The following is a 21418-nucleotide window of genomic DNA, read 5'->3' as shown; positions in this document are numbered from 1 at the left end:
CCGTCGGGGCACCGCACATGGGCCGTGAGAGCCCTGCTGCCCCTCTGGAGCACAATTCCGGCGCACATTGTGACGCAGCAATTGTCCGATGCGTCTCTCGTGCGCTACATTGCGCCCGCATAGAACATTTATCGGAATCGGGCTCTGACGTTCGGGCTATGGAGATGCGCCCGGGCGTCAACCCGCCGAGCCCTCTGGATCGGCATGGTTGAGGAGACGAGAGAATGACGGACACCGAGACACGGGATGTGCGTGGCAGGACCCGCCACGGGATCGCGGGCGCAATGCTGGCAACGCTGCTGCTGGCCGGCCAAGCCGAAGCGGAAGGCCTGATCTGGGAATGTGAGCCTAGTTATCTGACACATGGAAACCTTACGCTGACAGAAACATCCGTGACGTGGAACGGCACAACAATAAACACCCCTATGTGGACTTCTGGTTTTGAGCGTAGGTGGGACATCGATGAGTTTGACAACGTTCAGCTTATTCTAATTGCGGGAGGTGAAGCCGGTCTTTATAGGTTTGGAGATAAAGACAGAGTGAAACCTAGCGAAAATTGGTTCTGTGAACAGAAATGAGATCAACACAAGAATGGATGACGAGCGCAATCCCGCGCTGGTAACGAAGGGGAATGACATGTCAAATCTTTTGACATCGCTGCGCTGCGCCGCTCGGAAAGGCGACACGCTCACCATCCAGCTACTTCTTGCCGAGAGCGACGCATACGGTATGGCACTGTTGCACGATGCGGCGGCTAAGGGCACTCCGGCGACGGTTCAGGCCCTGATCAAGGCCGGTGCTGACGTCAACGAGTGTAACATTGGCCACGATACCCCGCTGCACGATGCGGTGCGTTGGGGCAAAGCGAAGACCGTGGCGGCCTTGGTCAAGGCTGGTGCCGACATCGAGGCTCGGGGGAGTGCCGACCGCACACCGCTGCACATGGCGGTGGAGCACGGCATGGTGGAGAATGTGCGCGCCCTGATCAAGGCCGGTGCCGACATTGAGGCGCGAGACCTAAACGACAACAGGCCGCTGGACCTAGCGGCAGGTGGCGGCACAGCGGAGACTGTGAAGGCGTTGATCAAGGCTGGGGCCGACATTGGTGCGCGGGAGAAAGGCGGCTTGACACCGCTGCACCGGGCGGCGCGGTTGGGCACAGCGGAGACCGTGCAGGCCCTGATCGACGCCGGGGCCGACATCGGCGCGCGGGCCGGAGACGGCAAGCTCGCCGCCGATCTTGCCAAACATAACAAAGCGGTGCGCAACCATCCCGTGTTCCGGACGCTGAACAAAGCGCGGTCTGACTGACCGGCGGGGCCGGGATCGGGGACGCGAAACGAAGACGGCAGGCGTCACTCGTCCTGGCATGACCCCGCCGCGATCTTCCATCCGGCACCGGGCAGCGACGAAGGCAAGGCCGAAAGGGCACGCGACAGCATCGGCACCGCCACAACAACACCCTGATCCCGACCCCCGCGCCGTGTTGAAACAATCGGCATCCAGTTGAATCCAGCCTGTTTCGCATCGCTCTGCAAACGTCGCTGGCGGGGAATGCGTGTCATCCTGCTCATCGGTGTCCCCCTTGGGTTGAGCGTCAGTACCATTGGTCCGGCATGGCGGCCTTGCGCCGTGTCATGAAATCCCTGAGTTCTTCGTCGACAGCCGGGTCGATTGCAGGCGCTTCGTAGTCGGCCAGCATCTGCTTCCAGCGGCCATTGGCGCGCTGCGCCGCGTCGGGCGCACCGTTTTCCATCCAGGTCTCGTAAGGCCCTGCGTCGAGCAACTCGGAGACATAGTTGGCGGTCTCGAAGTTCGCCAGCGTGTGCTGTGTGCCGAAGAAGGCCTGGCCGGGCCCCGCCTCCTCATAGGCGTCCTTCGCAAATGCCGCTTCGTTGACCTCGAGCCCCGCGATCATGCGCAGCATCATGCCGCAGTGGTCGAGGTCCATGACGAACTTCTCGTAACTCATGGTCAGCCCGCCCTCGAGCCAGCCTGCTGCGTGATAGACGAAGTTCGAGCCCGCCAGGATTGCGGCCAGCATGAACGAGGTCGACTCCTGCATGGCGAGCCCGTCAGCCGCATTGGATGCCGTGAGCTGACCGCCGCAACGCACCGGTACGCCCAGCCTGCGCCCCAGTTGAGCGAAGGCCATGTTCGAAAGATTGGCCTCGGGCGTCCCGAAGGTCAGCGCGCCGGTCTTCAGATTCATCGTGGTGTTGAAGTTGCCGTAGACCACCGGCGTGCCCGGCCGCACGAGCTGGCTCAGCGCGATCCCGGCGATGATTTCCGCATGGGTCTGGGCCAGAACCGCCGGCTGGGTCACCGGCCCCATCGCGCCACCGAAGATGGCCGGCGAGATCGCCGTGCTCTGGCCCGCCTCGGCGTAGATGCGCAGGGCCGACGACATGACACCGTCGTAGACCAGCGGCGAGTTGACGTTGATGTTGGCCTGGATGACGCATTTCTCGTCTACATGGTCTGCGCCGAACGCGATCCGCGCCATCTCGATCGAGTCCCGGGCGCGATCGGGCGCCGTCACACCGCCCATGAACGGCTTGGTCGACCAGCGCAGATGGGCATAGACCATGTCGAGGTGACGCTTGTTGACCGGGATGTCGACCGGCTCGCACACGGTTCCGCTGCCGTGGTGCAGCCATGGCGTCATGAAACTCAGCTTCACGAAGGCCTCGAAGTCCTCCAGCGTCGCGTAACGCCGTCCCCGGTCGAGATCGGTGACAAAGGGCGAGCCGTAGCCCGGCATGAAGACGACATGGTCACCGCCCAGCACGATTGATCGGCCCGGGTCCCTGCTCTCCATGCGGAATTCGCCGGGCGCAGTGGCCGCCAGCGCCGTGGCATGACCGGGATCGAAGCGCACCCGGCAACCGTCGATGCTGCAACCGGCCTCGCGGAACAGCGCCAGGGCCTCGTCGTCGCCCCGGAACTCGATCCCGATCTCCTTCAGAATCCAGTCGGCCTGGGCCTCGATCGCCGCCAGCGCATCGTCGTCGAGCAGGTCGTAGACGGGAATCGTGCGCCGAACGATGGCAGGTGCCCGGCCGGGATCGCTGCGTCGGCGCGCTTGGCGTGCCGCACGACCGCCAGCACGTCGCGAACCGTTCGATGTCGACCCGCTCGAACCGGATTCCATCGGGCTCTCCACTTCCTGCGCCACGCGATCCTCCTCATGGGGGCAGAGAGCATCGCGCGGATATGACAGGACATCGAAGGAAATCTGTTGTGGCCGAGATACAGGAAAACTTTTGTCCAGACGAGGAGGAGGTCGCGATGCACCCGTTGCCGCCCGCCAACTGGCTACGCGCCCTCGAGGTCTTCGCCCGCCGCGAGAGCCTCGCCGGTACATCCGGGGGACCCGGACGAACGCCGAAGGCGATCAGCACCCGGGTTCGCAACCTTGAGGAGCGCCGGGGTTTCCCCTGTTCGAACGTCTCGGCCACGCCTGTCTGCCAACGGTGCGCAAGGCGTTCGAGGATCCAACCTCGGCAACCACAGGCATTTTCGACACGGCCGATGCCGAGACCATCACGGTGCGCGCGACCACCTCGTTCGCCGTGCTCTGGCTCACGCCGCGGCTCGTGGGATTTCGCCATCGCCACCCCGGCATCGATATTCACCTCATCATGTCGATCCGGACCGAAGGGCTCCCGCCTGACCAGGGATCGTGCGATTCCGGTGTGCAGCAAGGTGACCTGCGAAACCCTTGCTCCCTGCACCGAGCCCGGCGCCCTGCTGCTCAAGGATTGGCTTTGTGAAGTCGTCGCGGAAGGAAGGACCTAACCCTTCTCCCGTCCCATCAGGCGGACCACTAGCCAGACCGGCACGATGATGGTCGCGCCGAGCAGGATGATCTCGGCGATCCAGAAGATGATGTCGACGAAGTTGGTGAAGAGCTGCTCGAAGTCCTCAGTCAGCGCGCGCAGGATGTCGATGTACGTCCAGCCGAACCAGTGCATCACGAAGCCCACGATCAGCGACGCCATCACCAGCTTGATGACGGTGCCACGGATTTCACCGAAGTCACGGTGTTCCTCCAGGGGCTTGTGCTCCATGGTTTCCTGCTGATCGCTCATATCCGACCTTAATCCGATCTTTGCGGTCTGCCCTGAGGTCAGATTGGAACCGATTGTGGCGAATACAAGGTGCGCGTTCAGCCATGAGCGTGATCGGGTCCTCTGCAGGAAATGACGACCTGCGTAAAACTCTGACGTCGCCGGTTGCAAAATCGTGATCAATCCGGTCTGCCGACGGCCACGTCGGGCCGTCAGCCTTAACCCCGGATCGAATCAAATGGGGAGATCGGCACCATGAAGGCTCTTTGTCGTACTCTATCCAGGGACGCCCGCGAGTACCTGACAATCGGCGCCGTCGGCAGGGCCCGGGAGCAGCCTGAGGCGCTTGACGGTATCTGTCGGCTCGGCTGCACCGAATACTCCGACCTCAAGACCGCGATTTCGGAGTGCGAGGCCGGCAGCTAAAACTTTGCACCACGCCGCTCGGCGGGACTAGATTGGAGCGTTCTGGAAGGAGCACCCCATGTCTTTTCTGACCGACCAACAGAAAGAGCAGTTCGAGCGCGACGGTTACGTCGTTTGCCGCGGCGTGCTGACCGGCCCGCATCTCGACGCCCTTCGCGCCCAGCTCGACGACTGGATCGAAGAGAGCCGAGGCCACGTCACCAACTGGGGTACCTGCCTCGACGGCAAGGCCCGCTTCGACCTCGAAGGCGGGCACACGGCCGAGCATCCGCGCCTGCGCCGGGTCTCCAACCCGATCGAAATCTCCGAGGCCGTGCGCGCCGCGCTGTTCGACAGCACCGTGCCCGACCACGTCGCTGACTGCATCGGGCCCGACGTGAAGTTTCATCACTGCAAGATCAACGTAAAGCTGCCGGGCACCGACACCCATGTCGGCTGGCACCAGGACCACGCCTACGACCCCCATACCAACGACAGCATGGTGACCACCCTGCTCTTCCTGTCGGACACCGACGAGGAGATGGGGCCGTTGACCGTGGTTCCCGGCTCCCACAAGACGCCGTTCAGCCATCACGACGAGAATGGCGCGTTCACCGGCAGCATCGACGCCGAGACGAGCAAGGAGCTTGAGGCCAGGGCCGTCCCGATGACCGGCAAGGCCGGCAACCTCGTCATCATGCACACCTGGATGGCCCATGGCGGCGGTCCGAACCTGACCGACCGACCGCGCGCGCTGCTGATCTGCGACTACACGGCAGCCGACGCCTTTGCGCTCAAGGAACCGGCCATGCCGAACAGCTACCATGGCAAGATCGTACGCGGGAAATCGACCCGCTTCGCCCGCCTGAAGGACATGACCATCGAGGTACCCCTGCCTTACGACGACGACAGCTTCTTCGGCCTTCAGGGTCAGAAGACGGCCGCCGAGTAATGGCGCAGGACCGCTGGCCGACCCCGCCCGGCCCCATCGTCATGCCCTGCAAGGATGTCTGGCCGCGGATCGACGACAGCGCGCTCATCCTGCCCGGCGCGGCGGTGATTGGCGATGTCGAGATGGGGCCGGACTCGAGTGTCTGGTTCAACGCTGTCGTGCGCGGCGACGACGGTCCGATCCGCATCGGACACGGCTCGAACGTTCAGGACGGCTGCGTCGTTCACGTCAGCACCAGGTTCCCGACGATCATCGGCGATTGGGTCACGCTGGGTCACAACGTCCATCTGCACGCCTGCCACCTGCACGACGAGACCCTGACCGGGTCCAGCGCCACGGTGCTCGACGGCGCCGTGGTCGAGAAACACGCCCAGGTCGCGGCCGGCGCTCTGGTCGCCCCGAACAAGGTGGTCAAGTCGGGCGAACTCTGGGGCGGTGTGCCGGCCATGAAGCTGCGCGACCTCACCGACGAGGAGATCGCGTGGATCAGGGGCAACGCCGAATGGTACGTCCACGAGCTGGACGATTACCGCTGACAACGGAAGAGCGGACATGAGCTTCTCGGGCAAACGCGTTCCGATTACCGGTTCGACCCGCGGTATCGGCAAGGCCGCTGCCAAGGCATTCCTGGAGCACGGCGCACGGGTCGCGATCAATGGCCGAAAGGGCGACGACGTGGCGGCGACCATCGCAGAACTCGGCGGTGAGAACATGGTCTCAGCCCCCGGCGATATCGGAAGGGCAGCGGCATGCCGGGCGCTGGTCGCCGGCGCGATCGACGGGATGAGCGGCCTCGACATCCTGGTCAACAACGCCGGCTGCTTCCTCCCCGATCCCAATCAGAAGTTCCTGACCGGTGCCCTGCTCGAAGTCGACGGCGGCTCATACGCCTGCCGTTAACGCGCGGCGACGCACTGGATCTCGACGAGGAATTCCGTTGCCGCGAGCGACGCGCCAACGCAGGCGCGGCAGGGCTTGTTGTCTGGATCGATCCACGGCGTGTAGACCTCATTCATCTCGGCCCAGGTGCCCATGTCGGTGAGCCAGATCATCACGGTCAGCAGCTTCGACTTGTCGGTGCCGCAGGCCGCCAGTGTGGCATCGATCTGGTCGAGAATGTCCTGGGTCTGGGCCTTCACGTCAAGCGAGCTGTCAGACGCGACCTTGCCGGAGAGATAGACGGTGTCGCCGTGGATGACGGCGCCGCTGAAGAGTGCGGCAGGCTCAAGGCGTTGAATATCGGACATGGGATCTCCCTTTGGGCTTTGGTTGTAACGGCGGGGATCGTAGCATCACCTGACGACATGTCTTCCCTTCCGGAGATGCGCCCATGGACCTGCCCGCAGACGGCCTCGCACTTGTCCTCAAGGAGGATTGTCCGACCTGTCAGCTCATCGCGCCGGTGGCGGCCGAACTGAAGCGGCTGGGCGATCTCAAGGCGATCTACTCCCAGGACAATCCGGAGTTTCCGCGCGGGCTTGCCGTGATCGACGATCGTGATCTCCAGGCCTCGTTCGCGCTTGAAACCGACATCGTGCCGACGCTGATACGACGTGAGGGCGGCCGCGAGACGGGTAGGGTCATCGGCTGGCATCGCGGCGAATGGCAGAACCTGACCGGCGTCAACGATCTCGGCATCGACTTACCCGAGGAACGGCCCGGCTGCGGATCGCTGTCGGTCGCCTCCGGCATGGCCGAGGAACTACAGGCCCGGTTCGGCGACACCGGACTCAGCGCGTGCAAGGTCATCGTCGACTTCCCCGACGATCCGATGGAGTACGCCTTTGACCAGGGCTGGACCGACGGCCTTCCGGTCGTGACACCGACACCGGCCCGCGTTTTGCGCATGCTCGACGGCACAGGCCACAAGCCCGATGAGGTTCTGGGTATCATTCCGCCCTCGGGTGCGACCTGCACAGTCGAGAAAGCTGCCATCAATGCCGTGATGGCCGGATGCCGACCCGAGCACCTCCCCGTGGTGTTGGCCGCGCTCGATGCCGCGATGGATCCGGATTTTGCCTGGCAAGGCCTGATGTCGACCACGATGGGCGCCGGTGTCTGCGTGGTCGTGAACGGCCCTGTGGCCAAGCGCATCGGCATGAACACCGGCCACAATGCCCTGGGCCACGGCAACCGTGCGAACGCCACGATCGCGCGAGCCCTCCAGCTTCTCGTGATCAATCTCGGCGGCGCCATGCCTGGCGGCACGGACCGCTCCACCTTCGGCCACCCAGGCAAGTTCGGCCTGTGTTTCGCTGAGGATGAATCGGATGACGCCTGGCAGTCCCTGGCACAGTCACGCGGCATCGAGCCGGGCAAGTCCGCCGTGACCGTGTTCGGATTCTGCGGCACCAGCATCCACAACATGGAAAACGCCCGCGAACCGGACGCGCTGACCGACAACATCGCCATGACACTCAATGCCTTCGGCCATCCGCAGGATGCCGGTGGTGGCCAGGGTGCCATGCTGGTGCTGTCGGGCGAGTACTGGTCGGTCTACCGCGCGGCCGGGTGGGATCGCGCCCGCATCTTCTACGCTCTGATGGATCGCACAGGGCGCAACGAAGCCGATGTCGAAGCCGGTGCCACGGTGCGTTCGACGGACGGCACGCTGATTCCGAAATTCGGCCCCGGCGACCTCCAGTTGGTTCGAACCGGTAGCAACGCCGGGCTATTCTCCACTATCATCCATGGCTGGGCCAGCGGTCCGCGCGGGTCGCAACCCATAACGAGGGAGATTGTGCCATGACGCACAGCACGACCCTGCTCGATCCGACCTCGGAACGGTCGGGCGGGATACGCGAGCGCAAGGCGCCACCGGCGTCGCTCGACGGTCTGACCGTCGGATTGCTCGACATCACCAAGCGGCAGGGCGATCTGCTGCTTGACCGGCTTGAGGCGCGCTTTGGTGAACTCGGCATCAAGGTCGAGCGGTTCGCCAAGGAGACCTTCGCCAAGAAGGCCTCCGACGCCGTTACGGCTGAGATCACCGAACGCTGCGACGTCGTCGTCGAGGCGCTGGCCGATTGAGGCTCTTGTACGTCGTGCAGTCTGCAGGACATGCTGGAGATTGATCGGAAGGGCCTTCCCGCCGTCGCCCTGTTCTCGGAGGAGTTCGAGTCCGGGGTCAAGGCATGGCGTGAAATCCATGGTTTCAACGCGGGCGCCATCTATGTGAAGCATCCGATCCAGCCCCTGACGGAGGCCGAGATGCATGAGCGCGCTGATGCCGTGTTCGATGAGGTGGTCGCGGCGCTAACCGCCTGATTCGGTTCACACAGCCATGGCACGTGATGTTATGACGATTTCGTGAAATCGTTCACTCTGCACTAGGTTTTCTTCGAATTGTCTGATAGACTGCCAAGTTGATATCGTGAATGCTCAGCTGGCTGTATCGGTCGGGTCCTGGGATTATGCGGACAGAGGAGACGATCATGACTACCGCAGCAGAGGTGATCGCGCGCCTTGAGCGCGACAACATTGATTTCGTCGATTTCCGTTTCACCGATCCGAAGGGCAAGTGGCAGCATCTGTCCCATCACAAGGATACCATCACCGAGGACTTCCTTACCGAAGGCCTGCTGTTCGATGGCTCGTCGATCACCGGCTGGAAGGACATCAACGAGTCCGACATGCAGCTCAAGCCGCAGCTCGAAACTTGCGTGGAGGATCCCTTCTCCAAGAATTTGCTGGTCATCGTCTGTGACGTGCACGAGCCCACGACAGGGGAGCGTTACGATCGCGATCCCCGCGGTGTCGCACGGCGCGCCGAGAAACACCTGCAATCGACCGGCATCGGCGACACAGCAAACTTCGGCCCGGAGCCGGAGTTCTTCGTCTTCGAGAGCGTGCGATTCGATGTCATGCCGAACTCGACATACTTCTTCACTGACTCTCGGGAAGATCCTTTCAAATCCGGCGAGGACTTTCCCGAAGGAAACCGGGGTCATCGCCCAAGTCCCAAGGGTGGCTACTTCCCGGTGCCGCCAGTCGATCAGCATCAGGACATGCGCAGCGATATGGTGCTTAGCCTGATTCGCATGGGCGTCAGCGTAGAGAAGCATCATCACGAGGTTGCGCCCAGCCAGCATGAGCTCGGCATACAATTCGACACGCTTGTGAACTGCGCCGACAACGTTCAAAAGTACAAGTATGTCGTGCATAACGTGGCCGACGCTTGGAACAAGACGGCGACCTTCATGCCCAAGCCGGTCATGCACGACAACGGCTCGGGCATGCATTGCCATCAGTCGATCTGGAAGGACGGCAAGCCCGTTTTCGCCGGCGACAAATACCAGGGACTGTCGCAGGAGGCGCTCTACTACATCGGTGGCATCATCAAGCACGGCCGTGCGCTGAACGCCTTCACCAACCCGACGACCAACAGCTACAAGCGCCTGGTTCCGGGCTACGAGGCGCCGGTCTTCCTCGCCTATGCTTCCCGCAATCGCTCGGCTTCGTGCCGCATTCCGCACGCTGAGAGCCCGAATGCAAAGCGTGTCGAGGTCCGCTTCCCGGACGCATCGGCCAACCCCTACCTGGCATTCTCAGCCATGCTGATGGCCGGTCTCGACGGTATCGAGAACAAGATCAATCCTGGCGAGGCGCTCGAGCGCAACCTTTACGATATGCCCAAGGACGAGATCGTCGATCTGCCGACGGTCTGCCGCAGCCTGCGTGAGGCCGTGCGCGCCGTGGCGAAGGACCACGAATTCCTGCTCAAGGGCGGCGTCTTCACCGAGGACATGATCGAAGCCTATCTGCACATCAAGCGGCAGGATCTTCATCTCGCCGAGACGACGACGAGCGCGCTCGAGTACCAGATGTACTACAGCGTCTGATCGTTTCGGGACGATCATCCCGGTAGGGCCCCGTCGCACTCTGCCTTGTGAGCAGATGCGGGAGCGTTCGGGTTTTCTTGAATGCCGGCGGGAACCTGGATCATCGGGAGGCAAAGTCGACGCCATGCGCTTTCTCACCACCGACCGGACGGGCCGTCGAAGACGCCGTGGCAAGGGGGGTGCGGAAGGTAGCTGCAGCGGCCGTCGTCGGTCAGGCCCCACATGGTGGGTTCGTGCCCGTCGCGACCGATCAGGAGCGCGCCGCAGGTGTGGCAGATGGCGTCTTCACATCGCCCGCCACGTCTGCGACACGCCTTGTCATGACTTGATCTTAATCTATCTGATATGAATTGGTCTTTCCCGCATCGGGGATTTCGTTTTGGCAGATCAGCGTTCAGCGGTGACTTTCTGGGGTGTCAGGGGCGGCCTTCCCTCGCCGGGTGGCGAGACAACCGAGTTCGGCGGCAATTCCCCCTGTGTCGAGATCGACTGCGGCGACCGGATTATCGTATTCGACGCCGGAACCGGTCTGCGTGTGCTGGGTCAGGCCCTCATGGACCGCTCCCCGGTTCAGGGCGATCTGCTCTTCAGCCACACCAACTTCAACCGGATCTGCGGCCTGCCCTTCTTTGCTGCGGCCTTCCATCCGAAAAACAGCTTCTCGTTCTGGTGCGGCCACAAACCCGAGGAAGGCAGCATCAAGGCGGTTCTGACCCGTCTGATGACCGACCCCGTGTTTCCCGTCCCGATCGATATCTTCAATGCTGAGCTCGCGTTCAACGACTTCGAGGCCGGGCAGTCCTTCGACCTCGTTCCCGGTATTGAGGTTGTCTCCATTCCGGTGACCTGCGGGCTGCCGGGCACGGCCTACAGGCTGCAATGCGGCCATCGCTCGCTCGGCTACGCATGCGCCCTTCGACCACCCGGGGATCTGTCGCACCTCATCGACTTCCTGCTCGGGTGCGATCTCTTGATCCTGAGCCTTCTGTGCGATGACATGAAGGAGGCCGACCGGATTGCGATCGAACTGGCGCAGCGCGCCGAGATCGGTCACGTCGTCATCACAGACCATCCGCCGGAGGCCTCCGACAGCGAACTCTTCCGCAGGGAAGAAGCGATGCAGCGGCAGCTGTCCGCAAGCTCGCTGGCGCGGGAAGGCCACGTCATCGACATGCCGGCGCTGAACTGACGCGACGTCAGATCTTCAGAATCGTCTCCACATCCATCGCCTCGAACGGCAACCCTTCGACATGCCGGCGGTGCCAGAGGGCGTAGAAGAGCAGCGTCCAGGCCGCGAACCCGGTCGCGCGATCCGCAGCCTTCGAAAACACGTCCTCCACGCCGCGCGGATTGGCCCAGTTCTCGAGGCCGGGCGTGCGGGCGACGAGACGGCCGAGTTTCGATCCGCGTTCGGCAATCCATGCGCCGACCGGAACCGTGAAGCCTCGCTTCGCCGAAAACGCATCGGCTTCCGGCAGTTCGCGGTCGAGCCAGTGCCTGAGCAGGTACTTGCCCCGACGCTTGCGAATCTTGAGGTCGTCGGTGAGGCGAAACCCGACATCGGCGACATGGGGATCAAGCAAGGGAACGCGCCCCTCGACGCCATGGGCCATCAGGCAACGGTCGAGCTTGGCGAGCAGATCGTTCGGCAACCATTCCGCGACCTCGCTCGCCTGCGCGACCTGCAGCTTCGACCGTCCCGGTCGCGCGGCATCGTTCTCGGCCTCATCGAACCCTCTGCGCCAGTCCGACGGCAACCGGGCAACGGTGCCGAAGCGGTCGAACGTCCCGCGCCGCCGCAACCTGCCGCCTCCCAAGAGCGGATGACGCAAGTACCGGCGATAACGTCCGTAGCCCGCGAAGAGTTCATCACCCCCCTCGCCCGACAACACGACCTTCAGGGATTCGCGCACGACCTCCGCAAGCCGCAGGGTTGGCAGGGTGGCGTAGTCGGCCGCCGGGTCGTCCATGGCTTCGGCAACGCGCGGCAGCAGACGCCAGAAGTCGTCCCGCCCGAAGCTCACCTCGACATGCTCTGCGCGGGCAGCGCGTGCGACCGCGGCGGCGTGCATGCGTTCATCCCGCATCCCGGACACGTCGAAACCGATCGTGTAGGCGCGCACCGGGTGCTCGTCGATGCGCGTCATCGCCGCGATGATCGCCGAGCTGTCGACGCCGCCCGAGAGGAACAGCCCATAGGGAACGTCGGATCTTTCGTGCACCCGTACGCTGTCGATCAGCGCGGCGTCCAAGCGTTCAAGGGCATCGTCTTCGTCCCACGATGCAGTGTCGAGTTCGGGCAAGGCATCGCGCCGCTGACGTTCGACAATTTGCCCGTGACGAACCGCAACCGTCTCGCCGGGCAACAATCGTTCGATCCCCTGGTAGATCGTCCGGCGTCCCGTGGTGAACTGGCACTGCAGGAGCTCGGCACGTTTTGCCTCGTCAACCTCGGGCGTCACAAGCCGCGCAGCGATCAGGGCCTGAGGTTCTGACGCAAAGGCAAACCCGAGGGGCGTCTCGGCCACATAGAGCGGCTTGATGCCGAACGGATCGCGCGCCAGATAGAGCGTTTCGGGACCGGGCTCGTAGAGCGCGATCGCATACATACCCCGCAATCCCCTGGCGAAGGCCATGCCCTCGCGTTCATGGAGGTGGAGCGGGACCTCGCAATCGGACGCCGTCTGAAACGGCACCTCTTTCAGAACGCGACGCCACTCAATGTGATTGTAGATCTCGCCGTTGGCGACCAGGACCTGGCCGGAGGGTCCGAAGAGCGGCTGATCCCCCGTCACAAGATCAATAATCGCCAGCCTGGTCTGCACCATGGCAAGAGGCCCGTTGCGGTAGCGCCCCTCGCCGTCGGGACCACGGTGCGCGATGGCGCTGGCAAGGTCCTGCAGCACGGATTCCGGGATCTCCGCGCCGGGCCGCGCCATCACGCCGGCAAGACCGCACATCAGCGCAACACCTGCTCAAAGAGGTCGCGGAACTGGGCCACGATTGCGGTCTGGCTGAACCGCGCCTCGTAGGCCGCCAGGCCACGCTCGGCCATCGCGGCCATGCCCTCGCGATCGGCAAGCGCGTCGCGAATTCGCCTGGCGAGACCATAGGCATCGTCGACATCGGCAAGCAGGCCGGTGTCCCCGTCGATGATCAGCTCGGAAGGCCCCTGACTTGCCGCCGCGACAACCGGTACACGCCGTGCCCAGGCTTCAAGAATCACGTTGCCCAGAGGTTCATGGCGCGAAGGACAGACAAGCAGGTCGGCTGCTTCGAGAAGTGCTGCGGTGTCGTCGCGCCAGCCCAGGAACCGGATGCGATTCTCGACGCCCCGGTCGGCGGCGTGGTGTTTGAGATGAAGATCGAGCGGCCCGTTGCCGGCAAGCCAGAGCCAGGCCTCGGGGACATCGACCATGGCCTCAATCAGGACATCGAACGCCTTGTTGGGATGCAGCCTGCCCAGCGCCACCATCAGCGGCACGTCATCGGGCGTATCGAGCTCGGCGCGGGCCATCGGCACGGCAAAGCTCGTGTCGACGAAGTTCGAGATCATGTGAGCACGTTTGGCGGGCCAGCCCTGCGCCGTGATGTGGTCGACGATGCCCCGGGTGTTGCCCACGAGGTGGCCACAGCGGCGATAGTACTTCAGATCGTAGAACCCGCCGAGGCGGCCGATCTGCACGAACCGTCCCGACGGGCAGAGGCCCGATGCGCGCTTCATCCAGGTCATCACGATGTCGGGGTCAGCCTCCCGCAATGCGCGCCGATAATCGAGCCGGCTGCGGATATCCAGCCTGCCGCCGAACCGCAGCTGACGGGTGGCAATCCCTACCCTGGCGAGCGCCTCGGCGCGGTCGGGATGGCTACGGATGATGGCGGCCTGCTCCACGTCCGTTTCGGCAAGGGCCGTGACCAAGCGGACGAAAAACGCTTCCGCGCCGCCGACCTCCCCACCCGCCATGGCCTGAACGACGCGCATCAGCCGTCCTCCAACCGGGCACGCAGGTGCGACAGGAGCGGATAGAGACCGGCAAACAGTGCGATCAGGAATCCCCAACCACCCTCGCGCCATCCGGAGCGACCGATGTAACACTTCCAGAAACGACCGAAGACACGAAGCACATTGCGCCAGAGAGAACCGATATCGCCGGAATCCCGGAGATCACGGGCGTGTAAGGCCGTATAGCGATCGAGCCGCGCGATCATGTCGGAGATATCGCGATCGACCAGGTGGTCGATGCGTTCGGTCAGCCGGCGGCGCTCGCCCTTGATCTCCAGGCTGGGATGGACCCATTCGCTGCCCCAACGCTTTGCGCCCGGAGTGAAGAGGCGGATTGCCGCCGATACGCCCCAGTACGCCCCCCAGCCATACCGAACCCGACGGGTTCCGACATAGTTGTCGAACGGAATCAGGTAGTGGGCCGGCCCTGTCGCATCGGCGATTGTTTCCCGGATCTCGTCCGCGAGCGCGGGGGTCACGCGCTCGTCCGCATCCAGCTCGATGATCCAGTCGCCGGTCGCCGCATCAAGGCCCGTGTTGCGTCGCAGCCCTTCGATCTCCCAGGCACCTTCGATGATCCGCTCGGTATGGCGACGGGCGATCTCGGCAGAGCGATCGGTACAGCGGTCGAGCACCACGACGATCTCATCGCAGAAGGCAAGCGTGGCGAGGCAGGCGTCGAGGTTCTCCTCCTCGTTGTGCGCCACCACCACCGCACTCAGCCGCACCGCGCTCACGTGCGCTCCAGCAGGGATCGCGCGACGCTGAGGACGGCGTCGACCGACAGCGTCGTCATCAGCGAACCTGTGGTGTGCCGGTCGTAGTCCGGTGCAAACAGATCATCGTAGGCCACCTCAGTCGTCACGGACGCAGAGTGCGAACCCCAAGGCGCATAATGCTCGACCCGGCTCGGCCCGAACAGACCGAGTGTCGGCGCACCGGACGCCGCGGCGAGGTGCATCAAGCCGCTGTCGTTGGAGACCACGAGGCGGCAGAGTCGGAGACATTCGGCGACCGTGAGGAGATGGCGGCCGCCCACAAGATTGATGGCACGATCGTCACCGAGCCCATCCAGGACCGGTCTGACCAGAGCATCCTCGCCGGGACCGCCGAACACGGCGATACGGGCACCGGCCAGGGGACCGTCACCAGTGGTCAGGCCTTCGGCAAGCGCGACGAAGCGTTCGGCCGGCCAGATCTTGCCCTGCCAGTTGGCTGTCGGCGCCAGGCCCAGGATCGGCTCCTCGCCGGGCAAGAGATCGGCCGCGTCATCCACATGCTCCGCGGACGACCAGATGCGCGGTGCCGGTGGCGGTTGAACGCCATACCACGCCGCCAGGCTCTCCACCCGATGTCCCGCTCCGGCCTTGAACATGATGCGACGACCGCGCGCACGGATCACATAGGACATCGGCGAGGCACGGAGGTCGACGACCAGATCCCAGCGTGTGCCGACAACCTGACGCCAAAGGTCGCGCCAGTGTCCCCCGTGGCGCCGTTTCGCGATGGGAATCACGCGGTCAATGCCCGGAAGGAGCTCGAACAGTCGCGATGCGACCGGCCCGCAGGCGACGGTCGTCGATACATCAATGCTCTCGCTCAGATGTCCCAGCAGACCGGTCGACAGAACGGCGTCGCCCAGCCTGTTCGATGTGATGAACAACAGCTTCATGGCCGGGCGATCTCAGCGCGCGAGCGCCTCGAACTCTTCGGCGGCATCGTCCCAGCTTCGGTCGCGCTTCATCTCCCAGGCATCCTTCGAGCGGCCCCGATACACGATGTCCTCCTTCAGGCAGAGGATCGAGCAGTTGGCGAAGGCCTCGTCGTCCGGCGCGAGAAACCCGGTTTGGCTGTCGCGGATTCGCTCCTGGGCCGCTCCCTCACGGAACGTCACGCCCGGGCAGCCCGAGGCCTGTGACTCCGCCAGGGTGGCCGCATAAATCTCACGCGGCGATGCCGGGTAGATGTGGACACGCGCGTGGCGATACTCCTCGGTCATATCCGCATCAGGCACCGGGCGGCGGATCATCACACCCTGGTCCGCAGCCGCCTCAGCCTTGCGGTAGATCGCGGTGACATCGGCGTCGATCTTCTTGCTCGATGCGGCGCGCGCGAAAAGGCCCGAGAAGATGTGAAGCTGCGCCCCGGAGATCATCGGCTCGATCCTGCGGCACCAGAGATCGAGAAGCCGCTCCATGCCAACCCTGGGATGGGTCGTGACGACGGCGCGCGGCGGCCAGTAGCCGGCCGGTCCCTCAGACACCATGTAGGGCGGGGCGACACCGGGCTGAATGATCGAAGCCCTGGCATCGTCCTCCGGCCATGTTGCCCTGTGATAATCGCCCATGAAGACCAGCTTGCAATCGCTGTGACGGCCCATGGATTCGGCCATCGCCCCCTGCGTCAGAAGCGCACCGGGCGTGGCCAGCCAAAGAACACGAACGCCCGATGCCGGGGCCCGATCGAGCAGTCGCGGATCGCGCAAGGCAACCACGAGATCAGCACCGTCTTCCTCGCCGTCGTCGATCGGGCGCCACGCCACGCCGCGAAGACCCCGCGGCGCCTCACAGCGATTGCGCACGACAACGTCCTGCCCGCGGCGCGCCAGGGCCTCCGCAAGGTAGACCAACCCCTTCTCCGGTCCACCCATGGGGTCGTGGCGCGGAGTGTAGCTGTCGTATAGGAACGAATCGTCGAAAAAGAGGATTTTCATGGCGCATCTTATAGGTGCCTCCGAAGGGAACGCCAAGCGTAACCCTTGCCTCGGCGGTGTGGTCGCACCATTGTCAAAACATCGACCGGAGAGCCTTCATGACCGACCTGAAGCGTATCGCCCTCACCGATCGCGCCGTTCTCAGGGTATCCGGCCCCGAGGCCAGGGGCTTTCTGCAGGGTATCGTGACCAACAACGTCGAGCGTGTCGATCCGACCCGCGCGATCTATTCGGCGCTGCTGACGCCTCAGGGGAAGTTTCTGTTCGATTTCATCATGGCGGATGACGGCACGGGCGGACTTCTGATCGACACCGCGCACAACCGCGCTGCAGAGCTTTCCAAGCGCCTGGGCTTCTACAAGTTGCGCGCCAGGGCCGAGATCACCGACGTATCTGACGACGTTGTGGTGACCGCCCTGATCGGAGACGGCGCAAGCGAAGCCGTGAAGCTTCACAGTCGCATCGGCAACGCCTGGCGCAACGATGCCGTCGTTTACATGGTTGATCCCCGGCTCGCCACCCTCGGCGTGCGTTGCCTCCACCCTGCCGACACGCAGCCTCTGGCTGACCACGTGGAAGGCACGTTGGACGACTACCACACCCATCGCATGGCGCTTGCCGTGCCCGAGGCCGGTGCCGACGTGCTCGTCGACAAGTCGTTCATCCTGGAGAGCAACTTCGAGGAGCTGAACGCCGTCGACTTCGAGAAGGGCTGTTACGTAGGCCAGGAACTGACGGCGCGCACCAAGTACCGCGGTACGGTACGCCGCCGTCTCTTCGCGGTGAAGGCCGATGACGATCTGCCCGATGCCGGAACGCCGATCACCGTCGGAACTGCCGAAATCGGCGAGCTGCGCAGCGCCATCAACGGTCGCGGCATCGCTCTGATCCGAACCGACCGCCTCGAGGAAGTCGGCGGCGACGCAGCGGAGGTCATGGCTGGCGACGTGCGCGTCACACCGGTCAAACCGGACTGGGTCTCGTTCTGAGGCTCCGTCGTCTTGCCCGGTCACGCCGCAAGGTGCTTTACCGCATCCTGGCCGCGCGCCAGCCCTAACGTCAGAAATCAGACCGGATCAATCTCCGTCAGCAGATTGATGAAGCCTGCCATGCTGGTCACCGTCCACGTCGGCACGGCATCGGACGGCAGGCCGACGCCGCGACCCGGCTTGTCATGGCGGCGGTCGACCAAGCAGTTGGACCAGCCGAGCGCATTGGCCGTCGCGATGTCGTGAAACCGGCTGCGGGCGGTGTGAAGCAGCGCCTCCTCGGCGATGCCGCGATCCGTGATCGCTGCACGCAGGGCGTTGAAATGGGGCGGCTCCGGCTTGTAGCCCTGCACATCCTCGGCCGTGATGGCGATATCGAAGGGTTCGCCCAGCAATTCGCGGGTTTCGGTGAAAAGGTCGTTGTCGACATTGCTGATAACGGCGAGCACACGGCCCTGCCGCTTGAGCTCCCTCAGCGCGGCGACCGTATCCTCGAACGGCGGCCAGGTCCCGGCGGTGGCAGCGAACTCGTCAGCCTCGCCATCCGTCGTTTCGACACCGGTCTGCGCCCCGAGGTTGCGAAATGCGTTGCCCAGAACCATGCGGTAGGACTGGAATGGCTGCCTGGTCTGCTCGGCCCGCTGATGACGCGCGAAATCCTCAAGCAGCTCATGCGTCTGGACGGCAATGCCCTTCAACGATGCCCAGTTCTCCAACCACAATCCGATACCGGTGTCCCAGTCGATCAGCGTGCCGTAGCAATCGAAGCTGATGGCCTGAAACCGCACCGGATCATCCTTTCTGGCGAATCGCTGCCTGGGCCGCCGCGAGACGCGCAATCGGCACGCGGTATGGCGAGCACGAGACGTAGTCGAGGCCGGTCTGCTGGCAGAACGTGATCGAGGCAGGATCGCCGCCGTGCTCGCCACAGATACCGAGCTTGATATCGGCACGCGTGGTTCGGCCCCGTTCGGACGCCATGGCGACCAGCTCGCCCACGCCTTCGGTGTCGAGACTGACGAAGGGATCGACCTCGAACACGCCTTCGGCCTGATAACGCTCCAGGAAGCGGCCGGAATCGTCCCGGCTGATGCCAAAGGTTGTCTGGGTCAGATCGTTGGTGCCGAAGCTGAAGAATTCCGCGCTTTCGGCGATCTCCGCGGCGCGCAGGGCGGCGCGCGGCAGCTCGATCATCGTGCCGATCTGGTATTGCGGGTCGCCACCGGTCTCCTCGCGCACCTGCTGCGCAATGGCTTCGATACGACTGCGGATGATGTCGAGCTCCCGCTTCGTTGCGACCAGCGGCACCATGATTTCCAGCAGGACCGGCGCACCCTCGGATGTCTCCGCCTCGACCGCCGCCTCCAGAATCGCCCGCGCCTGCATGGCATAGATCTCAGGGTGTGAGATGCCCAGGCGGCAGCCGCGATGACCGAGCATCGGGTTCAGTTCCTTCAGCGATCCTGCACGGATGCGGACATGCTCGACATCGGCTCCCATATGGCTTGCCAGCTCTTCCAGCTCGTGGTTGCTGACGGGCACGAACTCGTGCAACGGCGGATCGAGCAGACGGATCGTGATCGGCAAGCCCGCCATGATGCGGAACAGGGCGACGAAGTCGTCGCGCTGCATCGGCAGGATGCGGTCGAGCGGTGCCTTACGGCCGGACTCGTCCTCAGCCATGATCATCTCGCGCATGGCGATGATGCGCTCGTCCTCGAAGAACATGTGCTCGGTACGGCAGAGTCCGATGCCCTCGGCACCGAATTCGCGCGCCTTGGCAGCGTCCTCCGGCGTCTCGGCGTTGGCTCGCACCTTGAGTTCACGCACGGTATCGGCCCATTTCATGATCGTCGCGAACTCGCCGGAGAGCTCCGGCTCAATGGTCGGAATCTCGCCCAGGATCACCTCGCCGGTGGAGCCGTCGATGGTGATGACATCGCCGCGCTTCACGCTGATGTCGCCGATGCCGAAGGTTCCGGCTTCCGTGTCGACGCGGATCGAACCCGCACCCGTCACACATGGGCGACCCATGCCGCGCGCGACGAGCGCGGCATGGCTGGTCTGGCCGCCATGCTTGGTCAGAATGCCGCGAGCGGCATGCATGCCGTGGATATCCTCGGGGCTGGTCTCGGGCCGCACCAGGATCACGGCCCTGCCCTCGGCACTCATCGCCTGGGCATCATCGGCATGGAACACCGCCATGCCCGAAGCGGCACCCGGCGAACCCGGCAAGCCGCGCGCGATGACCTTGCGCGGTGCCTTGGGGTCGGGCACCGGATGCAGCAGGCGGTCGAGGTCCTTGGGATCGATCCGGCAGACCGCTTCCTCGCGCGTGATCAGGCCCTCGTCGGCCATGTCCACGGCGATCTTCAGCGCCGCCTGGATGCCACGCTTGCCCGAACGCGTCTGCAGCATGAAGAGCCGATCCTTCTCGATCGTGAACTCGACGTCCTGCATGTCGCGATAGTGGCTTTCGAGCTTGGCGTTGATCGCCATCAGCTCGGCAAACGCCTTGGGCATGACCTCTTCCATCGACGAGCCGTCGCCGGTCGAAGCGATGCGATGCGGCGTCCTGATACCGGCCACCACGTCCTCGCCCTGGGCGTTCACCAGAAACTCTCCGAAGCTCTCGTTGGCACCGTTATCGGGATTTCGCGTGAAGGCAACGCCTGTGGCGCAGTCGGTGCCCATATTGCCGAAGACCATCGCCTGAACGTTGACGGCTGTTCCGAGATCATCGGGGATGTCGTGGATCGTGCGGTAGTCGATGGCGCGCTGGTTGTGCCAGGAGGCAAACACCGCCCGGATCGCGCCCCAGAGCTGCTTATTGGGGTCCTGCGGGAACGGGTGGCCGAGCCGGTCGGCAACGTACGCGCGGTAGCGCGAAACCACGGTCTTGAGCGCCTCGGGGGTCAGCCTGGCATCCTCGAACACACCCTCCTCGTCCTTCACGTCGTCAAGGATGTCCTCGAAGTCACCATGGTCGAGGCCCAACACCACGTCGGAATACATCTGGATGAAACGGCGGTAGCTGTCCCAGGCGAACCGCGCATCACCGCTGGAGGTCGCGAGGCCGGCGACGGTTTCGTCGTTGAGGCCCAGATTGAGCACGGTGTCCATCATGCCCGGCATCGAGACCGGCGCGCCGGAGCGCACCGAGACAAGAAGCGGGTCCGCCGCATCGCCAAATCGTCGGCCGACGGTCTCCTCGACGGCCTTCAGCGCGTCCGCGGCCTGCGTTTCCACGCCATCGGGGAAGGCCTTGCCGGACTCGTAGAACGCCATGCATGCTTCGGTCGTGATCGTGTAGCCTGGGGGAACCGGCAGGCCCAGGCTCGCCATCTCGGCAAGATTGGCACCCTTGCCGCCCAGCAAGGCTTTCATCGAGGCATCGCCCTCCGACGCCCCACCCCCGAAGGCGTAAACCCATTGCGTCATG

General features: G+C 64.0%; 23 protein-coding genes. 13 read left to right on the top strand and 10 right to left on the bottom strand.

Going from position 1 to position 21418, the window contains the following annotated elements:
• Positions 1-224 precede the first annotated feature (224 nt).
• Both GDA49_02775 and GDA49_02770 read left to right on the top strand, forming a co-directional pair.
• Positions 225-578: a hypothetical protein gene (locus GDA49_02775; protein MBC6439338.1), complete on the top strand. Its 354-nt coding sequence runs from the start codon at positions 225-227 to the stop codon at positions 576-578.
• A gap of 13 nt (positions 579-591) precedes the next feature.
• A complete protein-coding gene (locus GDA49_02770; GenBank protein ID MBC6439337.1) occupies positions 592-1311 on the top strand; it encodes an ankyrin repeat domain-containing protein in 720 nt (239 codons plus the stop codon).
• A 286-nt stretch (positions 1312-1597) separates the two neighbouring features.
• On the opposite strand, the gene GDA49_02765 is transcribed toward GDA49_02770, so the two are convergent.
• Positions 1598-3154, bottom strand: a complete 1557-nt coding sequence (locus GDA49_02765; GenBank protein MBC6439336.1) for a trimethylamine methyltransferase family protein — start codon at positions 3152-3154, stop codon at positions 1598-1600.
• Between the two features lie 322 nt (positions 3155-3476).
• Here GDA49_02765 and GDA49_02760 point away from each other — a divergent pair, with 322 nt between their 5' ends.
• Positions 3477-3776: a hypothetical protein gene (locus tag GDA49_02760; protein ID MBC6439335.1), complete on the top strand. Its 300-nt coding sequence runs from the start codon at positions 3477-3479 to the stop codon at positions 3774-3776.
• Positions 3777-3797: 21 nt separating this feature from the next.
• Here the strand turns inward: GDA49_02760 and GDA49_02755 are convergent, their stop codons facing one another.
• Complete coding sequence (locus GDA49_02755; protein MBC6439334.1) at positions 3798-4094, bottom strand: hypothetical protein; 297 nt, start codon at positions 4092-4094, stop codon at positions 3798-3800.
• Positions 4095-4328: 234 nt separating this feature from the next.
• Between GDA49_02755 and GDA49_02750 the strand changes: the two genes are divergently transcribed.
• The 4 genes from GDA49_02750 to GDA49_02735 are packed head-to-tail and all read left to right on the top strand — an operon-like array spanning position 4329 to position 6330.
• Positions 4329-4499 carry a hypothetical protein gene (locus GDA49_02750; GenBank protein ID MBC6439333.1) on the top strand — a complete coding sequence of 57 codons (171 nt, stop codon included), beginning with the start codon at positions 4329-4331 and terminating at the stop codon, positions 4497-4499.
• Positions 4500-4557: 58 nt separating this feature from the next.
• Positions 4558-5430: a phytanoyl-CoA dioxygenase family protein gene (locus tag GDA49_02745; protein MBC6439332.1), complete on the top strand. Its 873-nt coding sequence runs from the start codon at positions 4558-4560 to the stop codon at positions 5428-5430.
• On the top strand, positions 5430-5966 hold the full coding sequence (locus GDA49_02740; protein MBC6439331.1) for a gamma carbonic anhydrase family protein: 537 nt from the start codon (positions 5430-5432) through the stop codon (positions 5964-5966). Before GDA49_02745 ends, GDA49_02740 begins: the two co-directional genes overlap by 1 nt.
• A gap of 16 nt (positions 5967-5982) precedes the next feature.
• A complete protein-coding gene (locus GDA49_02735; GenBank protein MBC6439330.1) occupies positions 5983-6330 on the top strand; it encodes an SDR family NAD(P)-dependent oxidoreductase in 348 nt (115 codons plus the stop codon).
• On the opposite strand, the gene GDA49_02730 is transcribed toward GDA49_02735, so the two are convergent.
• Positions 6327-6677 carry a RidA family protein gene (locus tag GDA49_02730; GenBank protein MBC6439329.1) on the bottom strand — a complete coding sequence of 117 codons (351 nt, stop codon included), beginning with the start codon at positions 6675-6677 and terminating at the stop codon, positions 6327-6329. The genes GDA49_02735 and GDA49_02730 overlap by 4 nt on opposite strands.
• A gap of 83 nt (positions 6678-6760) precedes the next feature.
• Here GDA49_02730 and GDA49_02725 point away from each other — a divergent pair, with 83 nt between their 5' ends.
• The 5 genes from GDA49_02725 to GDA49_02705 all read left to right on the top strand — a co-directional run bounded on the left by GDA49_02725 (position 6761) and on the right by GDA49_02705 (position 11460).
• Positions 6761-8179 (top strand): thioredoxin, encoded by a 1419-nt coding sequence (locus GDA49_02725; GenBank protein ID MBC6439328.1) that lies wholly within the window; start codon positions 6761-6763, stop codon positions 8177-8179.
• The gene (locus tag GDA49_02720) at positions 8176-8460 is read left to right on the top strand and encodes a hypothetical protein (GenBank protein ID MBC6439327.1); all 285 of its coding nucleotides are present in this window, start codon (positions 8176-8178) and stop codon (positions 8458-8460) included. The genes GDA49_02725 and GDA49_02720 overlap by 4 nt, the downstream gene beginning before the upstream one ends.
• Before the next feature lie 30 nt (positions 8461-8490).
• A complete protein-coding gene (locus GDA49_02715; protein ID MBC6439326.1) occupies positions 8491-8697 on the top strand; it encodes a hypothetical protein in 207 nt (68 codons plus the stop codon).
• Positions 8698-8864: 167 nt separating this feature from the next.
• Positions 8865-10271, top strand: a complete 1407-nt coding sequence (glnA, locus tag GDA49_02710; protein MBC6439325.1) for a type I glutamate--ammonia ligase — start codon at positions 8865-8867, stop codon at positions 10269-10271.
• 400 nt (positions 10272-10671) lie between these two features.
• The gene (locus GDA49_02705) at positions 10672-11460 is read left to right on the top strand and encodes an MBL fold metallo-hydrolase (GenBank protein ID MBC6439324.1); all 789 of its coding nucleotides are present in this window, start codon (positions 10672-10674) and stop codon (positions 11458-11460) included.
• A 7-nt stretch (positions 11461-11467) separates the two neighbouring features.
• Here GDA49_02705 and asnB read toward each other — a convergent pair whose 3' ends face one another.
• From asnB to GDA49_02680, 5 genes are read right to left on the bottom strand one after another with little or no spacing between them, the layout of a single operon-like run.
• Complete coding sequence (gene asnB, locus GDA49_02700; protein MBC6439323.1) at positions 11468-13231, bottom strand: asparagine synthase (glutamine-hydrolyzing); 1764 nt, start codon at positions 13229-13231, stop codon at positions 11468-11470.
• Positions 13231-14256 (bottom strand): glycosyltransferase, encoded by a 1026-nt coding sequence (locus tag GDA49_02695; protein MBC6439322.1) that lies wholly within the window; start codon positions 14254-14256, stop codon positions 13231-13233. The genes asnB and GDA49_02695 overlap by 1 nt, the downstream gene beginning before the upstream one ends.
• A complete protein-coding gene (locus tag GDA49_02690) occupies positions 14253-15011 on the bottom strand; it encodes a glycosyltransferase family 2 protein (GenBank protein MBC6439321.1) in 759 nt (252 codons plus the stop codon). The genes GDA49_02695 and GDA49_02690 overlap by 4 nt, the downstream gene beginning before the upstream one ends.
• Positions 15008-15946, bottom strand: coding sequence for a glycosyltransferase family 9 protein (locus GDA49_02685; protein ID MBC6439320.1), 939 nt, complete (start codon positions 15944-15946; stop codon positions 15008-15010). The genes GDA49_02690 and GDA49_02685 overlap by 4 nt, the downstream gene beginning before the upstream one ends.
• Before the next feature lie 12 nt (positions 15947-15958).
• A complete protein-coding gene (locus GDA49_02680; protein ID MBC6439319.1) occupies positions 15959-16987 on the bottom strand; it encodes a glycosyltransferase family 4 protein in 1029 nt (342 codons plus the stop codon).
• A 98-nt stretch (positions 16988-17085) separates the two neighbouring features.
• Here GDA49_02680 and GDA49_02675 point away from each other — a divergent pair, with 98 nt between their 5' ends.
• Positions 17086-17976, top strand: a complete 891-nt coding sequence (locus GDA49_02675; protein ID MBC6439318.1) for a folate-binding protein YgfZ — start codon at positions 17086-17088, stop codon at positions 17974-17976.
• Between the two features lie 77 nt (positions 17977-18053).
• Here the strand turns inward: GDA49_02675 and GDA49_02670 are convergent, their stop codons facing one another.
• Entirely contained in the window at positions 18054-18764 is a 711-nt protein-coding gene (locus GDA49_02670) for an HAD hydrolase-like protein (GenBank protein MBC6439317.1), read from the bottom strand.
• A 4-nt stretch (positions 18765-18768) separates the two neighbouring features.
• The gene (locus GDA49_02665) at positions 18769-21417 is read right to left on the bottom strand and encodes a pyruvate, phosphate dikinase (GenBank protein ID MBC6439316.1); all 2649 of its coding nucleotides are present in this window, start codon (positions 21415-21417) and stop codon (positions 18769-18771) included.
• Position 21418: the final 1 nt, after the last annotated feature.

The organism is Rhodospirillales bacterium, from assembly GCA_014323865.1.
Taxonomy (GTDB): domain Bacteria; phylum Pseudomonadota; class Alphaproteobacteria; order SP197; family SP197; genus SP197.
The sequence above is the reverse complement of the archived record's forward strand: the minus strand, read 5'-3'. Positions and strand labels throughout refer to the sequence as shown.

Coding starts and splice junctions, on each gene's coding strand:
- GDA49_02715 (MBC6439326.1), top strand. CDS start 8,491: ATGCTGGAGATTGATCGGAAGGGCCTTCCCGCCGTCGCCCTGTTCTCG.
- GDA49_02740 (MBC6439331.1), top strand. CDS start 5,430: ATGGCGCAGGACCGCTGGCCGACCCCGCCCGGCCCCATCGTCATGCCC.
- GDA49_02755 (MBC6439334.1), bottom strand. CDS start 4,094: ATGAGCGATCAGCAGGAAACCATGGAGCACAAGCCCCTGGAGGAACAC.
- asnB (MBC6439323.1), bottom strand. CDS start 13,231: ATGTGCGGTCTTGCCGGCGTGATGGCGCGGCCCGGCGCGGAGATCCCG.
- GDA49_02725 (MBC6439328.1), top strand. CDS start 6,761: ATGGACCTGCCCGCAGACGGCCTCGCACTTGTCCTCAAGGAGGATTGT.
- GDA49_02770 (MBC6439337.1), top strand. CDS start 592: ATGGATGACGAGCGCAATCCCGCGCTGGTAACGAAGGGGAATGACATG.
- GDA49_02680 (MBC6439319.1), bottom strand. CDS start 16,987: ATGAAAATCCTCTTTTTCGACGATTCGTTCCTATACGACAGCTACACT.
- GDA49_02720 (MBC6439327.1), top strand. CDS start 8,176: ATGACGCACAGCACGACCCTGCTCGATCCGACCTCGGAACGGTCGGGC.
- GDA49_02765 (MBC6439336.1), bottom strand. CDS start 3,154: ATGGAATCCGGTTCGAGCGGGTCGACATCGAACGGTTCGCGACGTGCT.
- GDA49_02750 (MBC6439333.1), top strand. CDS start 4,329: ATGAAGGCTCTTTGTCGTACTCTATCCAGGGACGCCCGCGAGTACCTG.
- GDA49_02685 (MBC6439320.1), bottom strand. CDS start 15,946: ATGAAGCTGTTGTTCATCACATCGAACAGGCTGGGCGACGCCGTTCTG.
- GDA49_02665 (MBC6439316.1), bottom strand. CDS start 21,417: ATGACGCAATGGGTTTACGCCTTCGGGGGTGGGGCGTCGGAGGGCGAT.
- GDA49_02735 (MBC6439330.1), top strand. CDS start 5,983: ATGAGCTTCTCGGGCAAACGCGTTCCGATTACCGGTTCGACCCGCGGT.
- GDA49_02675 (MBC6439318.1), top strand. CDS start 17,086: ATGACCGACCTGAAGCGTATCGCCCTCACCGATCGCGCCGTTCTCAGG.
- GDA49_02745 (MBC6439332.1), top strand. CDS start 4,558: ATGTCTTTTCTGACCGACCAACAGAAAGAGCAGTTCGAGCGCGACGGT.
- GDA49_02730 (MBC6439329.1), bottom strand. CDS start 6,677: ATGTCCGATATTCAACGCCTTGAGCCTGCCGCACTCTTCAGCGGCGCC.
- glnA (MBC6439325.1), top strand. CDS start 8,865: ATGACTACCGCAGCAGAGGTGATCGCGCGCCTTGAGCGCGACAACATT.
- GDA49_02775 (MBC6439338.1), top strand. CDS start 225: ATGACGGACACCGAGACACGGGATGTGCGTGGCAGGACCCGCCACGGG.